Genomic DNA, 7,198 nt, shown 5'->3' on the forward strand with positions numbered 1-7,198 from the left:
GTTCCTACTCTTCCGGTAAGAAAGGCATAATTTGTGGTTGATTCTTTTTTAGTCCGATTATAAAGCCATTTTACCGATTCTTCAATAATCTCAAGATATTCTTTTTTTGCATCGAATTGATATAGCTCGATAAAAAACAAACAGATCCCAGCATTACCTCCATATATAAACTCGTTTTTTTCGGAATCGTCTATTCGATTAGAATCATTGTATCTATGCCAGAAACGCCCATTTTTACCCTTTATCGAGGAACTGTGAAGAAAGATTGCAATCTCCTCAATCTCCCGAATTAATTCCTTCTTAATTTTGCTCTTCATTTAATCCTTTGAATGATCTATAAATAACATAATATATGTACGATTCGTCCTGGTTTAGGATTCCTAATCTATTGTTTGTCATATGACAGAAGCTATCAAATATCCCCCAAAGTGATTTGGTTTGATCATCTGAAAAAAGAGAATTGATATCAGGGGGGCAAATTAGATCATTTGATACATGCAAAACTAAAAGCTTATTTAATACTTCTGAATTTTGCTCTCTCCACTGGTGAGGGTTATTATCTTCCCAGATTTCTTTAACAGAAGCTAATATTTTTGCTTTTTGTTTCAGGAATGATCTGTCTATCGCATTTATCAATTCCTGTGTATCAATTTTCAGTTTAGCAGATGCCAAAGAAAGCCATTGATAAAAAATAGTTCTAAAAAATGCTGTTGCTGCCTCAGTAGACAAACCTATTCCTTTCGCAAAGTTCACATGCAGTTTAATGGCGAAGCCTATTGCCAAATTGTAATCCCAAGAGGTTAAATTGGTTGTTAATATGCCTAGAACAGTTGTTGAAGAAAAGTTAAACTGTTGTTCAGCAACCAAAATCGCTTTTTCTCCTCCATAACGCGCTATTTCAGGAATATATTCAACTGCTTTGAATCTTACTAAATATTTTTTTATGGAAATCTGTTCCTCTAAATATTTAGAAATCAAAATTCCTAAATCATATGATGACCGTGTCCTAAATCTTATATGTGGCCCTTCTTCCCAATATCTTATGTAGAAATATCCTATAAGCACTTTACTTTCGGTAAGCAGATCTACAAGGGGCTTAATAACCTCAACCAAACAGTTTGTATAATCATTAATATGATTATAATAAATGTATACAGAATGCCATACGGGCTTCTCTAGCTTTCTTATCTCCATTGCACCAGATATTCCGACACGAATTTTTTAGAGGCACTGGTGAAAAGTTGTTCACCGTCGGGAAGCATTTCCTGCATTACTAACTGTTTTTCCGACTTTTGGACTTTTTTAATAAACAAATTGATTAGTAATGGAGACCGAAAATCCAAGTACTGAGGTTTCTTATCGTCGTCTACAGTTCCTTTAGGCGCACTGAAATAAAAGAATACTTGATCAGGAACAGATAGTGCATTTCTCCATCTGTTGACTTGAACAAATGATTTTGAAGTACTCAAATCATCAACTTTTGGTAATTCATGTTTGTCAACCATCCATGTTTTCCGTTGTATTACTATTTGGTTATCCAGTACTATCCTTGGCAACACACTACCTTTACCGACAATTTGGGTAAATCTTTTATTGACAATTGAATTAAAATACGAAAATGGAAGAAAAGTTGAAGGACTGTCAAACCTATTTAAAAATGTAAATAGACCGGATCTTGCTTTCATTGACTGAAATCCCAGATCAAAAATATTTGTTTTCTTGCCAGACTTCTCATCAACTAGTTCAACCGAATCTGTTGCTCTTTCGTACTTTACGGCCAAGTTCTTAACCATAATCCTCTTATTTTTGCTATAAGTATTCTGGCTTCCTGGCATATCAATTTCGAAATTCAACAATGGAGGATGTATATTGGCATTGAAATATGTTGAGTCACAATTTTCTGCAAGTATTTCAGAAGCATAATCTTCACGGCTCCAAGATAAAATATCGGCTTGAACGGACTTATCAAATAAAGTGATAAATCTTCCAAATAATTTATTATGTCCAGTAAAAATTCCATTGATCACACAACTCAACTTATTGCTACTGTTGATAAAGAATTGTAGAAACGATCCTTTTGAAGCCGTTCCACTCTTAAATGAGTCCGATAAAAAATCATCAGTTTTAAAATGCATAATATAAGAGTCCGGATTTTCTGTTTTATCTATCAGATCAATAACTTTTTTCTGGAAGGCCTGATATACTTCAGAATATAGCCCTTTAATTTCTGGGAGGCTTTTTCTATTTTTTTGATAGTCCATATAGAAATCAACGACGGGTACGGTAGCAGATCCAAGATAGTTTTGTTTATAGAATTCTTTGATGATTTCCTGTTCGCTTCTGTTGGGGTTTAGGAATTCAAAATTATTTAAGAACAAATCAATTTTAGAAATGATTTCTGACACAGCCTGTCTGCCAATTTTAATATCAGAATCGATTAAAGTATCTTCAAAAATAAGCATTTCAGGCTTGAAACTAAAAGCGATTGGATCACGATGATGGAAGACAGCTATTTTTTCAGAATCATCCGGCTCAAGATCCGGGTCAATTTTCACCTTTTCAATGATATAAGATTCCCGTAATTTTTCGAACAAATTTGTGATTTCAAAATCGAGTTTCCCTAATATTTCCTGCCTGGCCGAAGGTTGTGAGTACTCATATTCGTTACGGAATTTTTCAATTTGTGTAAAACTGGAAGCCAGCAACTCATAAAAACTCTCATTTTCTGGAATATTTTTAAAGGCGGCCAAAAGTTTACTAACCCAATTTTCATCCGCTCCAGAAACAGGAAAATCATATTCGAGAACCCCAAGACTTATCAATTGTAATAAAAATTCGTAAAGACTACCGTTCTCTAATTCAAACTCTTGTTGAACAATTTCTATAACCTCATTTATGGTCACTTGAGATTGCTTGTTTAGAATTTCAAATATTAATTTGAGCAGATCACTATTTTCAATTGTTTGGAAAGCCTCAGAATTGTTTGAATTGGTGATAAATGTTATTTTTCCATCATTTAATTTGATGGTCTGATTCAAAACTACCGGTACATCTTTATGCAAAAAAGGGCTTAGTTTGATAATTCCAATGATAGATTTCAGCAGGTAGTTATTTAAAGAAACTTTACTTTTTATTTCGGGGTATGTTTTGAAGCTCAGTGTCTTTTCTGCTTCGTCTATAACAGCTAGACCGAGATTGGTGAAAGAACTGAATGGTGATGTCTTTGCGGCAATTCTACTGATGTATGAAGTTAACCCTAATTCTGTTTGCGCGTCTCTTTTTCTATTCGATTTTGGGGTTAGGTATTTCCTAACACTTTCAGCAAGAATAGCAGATGAAAGGATTATTCCATTCTGGAAAGACGGGTGCTGTGTCAGTGTTTTTAGTTCTGTCCTGATCTGAGTATATTCTTCATGAAACAATTTTTCAATGGAATTAGCTAGTTCAGATAAAACCAAATCAGATATTCTTAGTTTATCTAGTTGGTCTGTTATTTCATTCAAATTATTCAGTTCACCAACAGCCCAGTCATAACCCCTATTGTTGTAAACATCACGTTTTAGCTTCAACAAAATATTTTGAATAGATCTGTTTTCTGATTTTTGTATGCAATTATAAATAAGATCTATCGCTTGATTTTTTAATAATTCATTTTTATCAAGTTCTGCTTCATATGCGGATAATAATGGCAAAGTTTCATGAAGGTTCAGAAAGGCTAGGGAACCGAAATCCATACCAGTTATTCTAACTAAAACATTTTTGGCAATATTCATATTTAGTTATTTGCAAAAAGAGAAGTAAATTTATTGAACACCCTTTCAATCAGCCGTTGATCTCGAGTTATTATTTCCACCGTGCCCTGCATTTCTTGGTTAAATTTCAGATTCTTACTATATGACGTTTTTAAACCGTTATTAAGATTAATACCAACCATGTAAGTATCGTTTACCGGGACCGGGGAAATGGTTTGTACCAGCCCACTTACGGATCCGTAATCAGCATATGGAAAATTGTCAAATTTAATAATGGCTTTCTGCCCGATGGCTAATCTACCAAACCCTAACATAGGTATGTAAGCTGTACAAACAAAGCTTCCACTGTCTGGATTTAAAACCATTAACTTTTCCCCAATGTTAACAAACTGGTTATTAACAATATTTGTTCGAAAGGACACTGCACCACTTATCGGTGCCTTTAACAAATTAAGATATTCCCAATTAGCTATATCAGCCTTAATGTTATTAATATTGCTTATGATTTGATTCAGTAATTCAACTTTCGATTTGCTATCCCCCTGCTGTAACTGTTTGATTTGAATATCAATCTTTGAAATCTGAAGAGAGTTGTTTATTATTTGGGAGGATGTACTTTCAAGCTCAGATTTTGATTGCGATAGAGATACTTTTGTTTTGTCAAATTCAATTGGAGCAATAACCCTTTTTACAAGGAGCAGACTATCAATTGCAAACCTTCTTTTTGCGACAACCAATTGATCTTCGGAATATCTTTTTTGCCGTTCCAAATTTGAATTCAACAATCGATATCTTTCCTTATCTCTTATAAGGGATTGAATTTGCTGGTCACTATTAAACTGGTCCTTAAAATTATTGTAATTGTATAAACTTTGTTTTAGGTTGATAACACTCGGCTGCAGGTTGCCAAGTATCAAATTTTGGTTAATCAGCCTATCATCTATTTTTACAACCTTCATACCAACCTGCTGTTCCAATTCCCGGATATCATTTTTGATCATTGTTATATCCTCATAGGAAATGGAATTTTTCAAATACCCCACCACTTCGCTTTGTTTAACCACATCTCCGTCCTTCTTAAAAAGAAACAAAATTCCCGCAGCACGATTGGTGATTTCCAATGGAGGCACCTTGGTAGTTAAGACAACTCTGGACTCAATTATTTCAGGGTATTTGATTAACCAAGAAAAAAAAACAAGTACCAGGACTACTAAGAATATTACAGCCGTGCCTGTCCTAATTATTGCTGAAGGAATAATTCCCATTACATCTTGGACTTCCAAGCTATACTGTTTTGTATCTGACATATATTTACCTTGTGTGCTAAAGTACAAAAATTATCATATTTTTACTTTTGTAAATAATGCTCTATGAATAAAAAATTCCCGTATTTCAAACAGCTTGATCAAATGGACTGTGCACCAAGCTGCTTGTATATGATTTCCAGATTTTATGGCCAGACACATTCAATTCAAGACCTAAGAAAATATTGTTATACTGGAAAGGAAGGCGCCTCTTTATTGTCAATTAGTGAGGCTGCTGAGCGAATCGGTTTCAGGACGCTCAATGCCAGGGTAATTTTTGAAAATCTAATTGACGATTTACCGCTTCCACTTATCGCCTATTGGCAACAGAAACACTTCATTATTGTCTATCGGGTTAATAAGTCTCACGTATATGTAGCAGATCCGGCGTTTGGTCTAATAAAATACACCCATTCGGAGTTCATTAAGGGGTGGTCGGTAGATAACCTGACAAAAAATGAAATAACTGGCTTGGTCCTTGTTCTGGAACCGACAAAACTGTTTTATGAAAACGACATTGTAGCCGGCCAGAAGCAAAACGGGTTAGGGTCGTTTTTTGTATATGTAAAGCCATATAAAAAGTTTATTTTCCAAATCATAATAGGTTTGATCATAAATACAATATTATCCTTCATCTTTCCTTTTCTGACCCAATCGATTGTTGATGTTGGCATTAACAATAGAAACATAAGTTTCATCAATATCATCCTGATTGCCCAGCTTACACTTTTCTTCAGCCAATCGCTAGTGGGCGGAATAAGGAGCTGGATTTTTTTGCATATGGGAACAAGGATTAGTATCACTTTACTGTCCGATTTTATCATTAAGATGATGAGATTGCCCATGACTTTCTTTGACAATAAAAGAATGGGTGATATTCTTCAAAGGATAWGGGACAACGGAAGAATTCAGACATTTTTGACATCATCTCTCATCAATACGGTTTTTGGCGCGTTAAATTTTATAGTTTTCTCAATTGTATTATTTTTCTACAGTTTCGCCGTATTGTCGATCTTTTTAATTGGCAGTCTTTTTTATTTCGGATGGATTCTTTTGTTTCAGAAAAAAAGAAAAGAAATGGACTATAAAACATTTGATCAGATGTCAAATAGTCAAAGCAATCTAATTCAACTGATAGAGGGTGCCCAAGAAATAAAACAACAAAATTGCGAAACCCAAAAGAGATGGCAATGGGAAAGAATACAAGCAAAACAGTTTCGACTCAGCATATCGATACTTAAAATAAACCAGGTTCAGCAAATGGGCTCTTTTATAATCGATCAGGTCAAAAACATTATGATAACCTATTTTACCGCCAAGGCGGTAATAAGTGGTGAAATGACGCTTGGAATGATGATGTCTGTGCAGTATATTTTAGGTCAGCTTAATGGCCCTCTTTCGCAAGCGATAACCTTTGTCCATGACTATCAAGATGCAAAGATCTCTCTTGAACGCCTAGAGGACATCCAGAATAATGTAGACGAGGAAGCAATAGATTCAAGCGGCATCAAACCTAATCTTTTAAATAGGGATATTGTTTTAAAAAATGTCACATTCTTTTACGACTCTTCAAAGTATCAAAAGGCGGTATCAGGTGTCAATTGCCGTATAGAACACGGGAAAACTACTGCAATAGTTGGGATGAGTGGTTCAGGAAAAACAACTATCCTGAAACTCCTCTTAAAATTTTATATCGCAACCTCAGGCGAAATAAGGGTTGGAGAACACAACCTAACAAACATCAATCCTAAGTTTTGGAGGAAAAAATGTGGCGCGGTGCTTCAGGACGGCTATATCTTTTCTGATACAATAGCACGGAATATTGCCGTCAGTGATGATACCCCTGATGATGACAGATTGCTGGAAGCGATCAGATTGTCAAATCTGGATGATTACGTGAGTAACCTTCCACTTGGATATAATACTAAAATTGGTGAAAATGGCCAAGGTTTGAGCCAAGGACAAAAACAACGGATGCTCCTGGCACGAGCATTTTACAACAAACCTGATTTTCTGTTTTTTGATGAGGCTACAAATTCATTAGATTCAAAAAATGAAACGAGCATAATGGCAAATATATACGAAGCTTTTCAAGGAAAAACAATTGTGATTGTAGCACACAGGCTCAGTACAGTTAAGAAC

At 34.9% G+C, this 7,198-nt stretch carries 5 protein-coding genes; 1 reads left to right on the forward strand and 4 read right to left on the reverse strand.

Annotated elements, in window-relative coordinates; genetic code table 11:
* The 4 genes from AC1DPQ_RS12765 to AC1DPQ_RS12780 all read right to left on the reverse strand — a co-directional run.
* Positions 1 to 317: lanthionine synthetase LanC family protein (locus tag AC1DPQ_RS12765; protein ID WP_477609577.1), on the reverse strand; the 317-nt coding region annotated here is incomplete at its 3' end.
* Positions 301 to 1,194 carry a thiopeptide-type bacteriocin biosynthesis protein gene (locus AC1DPQ_RS12770; protein ID WP_477583619.1) on the reverse strand — a complete coding sequence of 298 codons (894 nt, stop codon included), beginning with the start codon at positions 1,192 to 1,194 and terminating at the stop codon, positions 301 to 303. The genes AC1DPQ_RS12765 and AC1DPQ_RS12770, both read right to left, overlap by 17 nt.
* On the reverse strand, positions 1,185 to 3,773 hold the full coding sequence (locus tag AC1DPQ_RS12775) for a lantibiotic dehydratase (protein WP_477583621.1): 2,589 nt from the start codon (positions 3,771 to 3,773) through the stop codon (positions 1,185 to 1,187). Before AC1DPQ_RS12775 ends, AC1DPQ_RS12770 begins: the two co-directional genes overlap by 10 nt.
* 2 nt (positions 3,774 to 3,775) lie before the next feature.
* Positions 3,776 to 5,059 (reverse strand): hypothetical protein, encoded by a 1,284-nt coding sequence (locus tag AC1DPQ_RS12780; RefSeq protein WP_477609579.1) that lies wholly within the window; start codon positions 5,057 to 5,059, stop codon positions 3,776 to 3,778.
* A gap of 63 nt (positions 5,060 to 5,122) precedes the next feature.
* Between AC1DPQ_RS12780 and AC1DPQ_RS12785 the strand changes: the two genes are divergently transcribed.
* The coding region (locus tag AC1DPQ_RS12785; RefSeq protein WP_477609581.1) for a peptidase domain-containing ABC transporter at positions 5,123 to 7,198 on the forward strand (2,076 nt) is incomplete at its 3' end.

Source organism: Pedobacter sp. 01T416_2 (assembly GCF_056398925.1).

Bases quoted from the DNA above. Each gene is read 5' to 3' on its own strand.
- AC1DPQ_RS12775 (WP_477583621.1), bottom strand. From the start codon at position 3,773: ATGAATATTGCCAAAAATGTTTTAGTTAGAATAACTGGTATGGATTTC.
- AC1DPQ_RS12780 (WP_477609579.1), bottom strand. From the start codon at position 5,059: ATGTCAGATACAAAACAGTATAGCTTGGAAGTCCAAGATGTAATGGGA.
- AC1DPQ_RS12770 (WP_477583619.1), bottom strand. From the start codon at position 1,194: ATGGAGATAAGAAAGCTAGAGAAGCCCGTATGGCATTCTGTATACATT.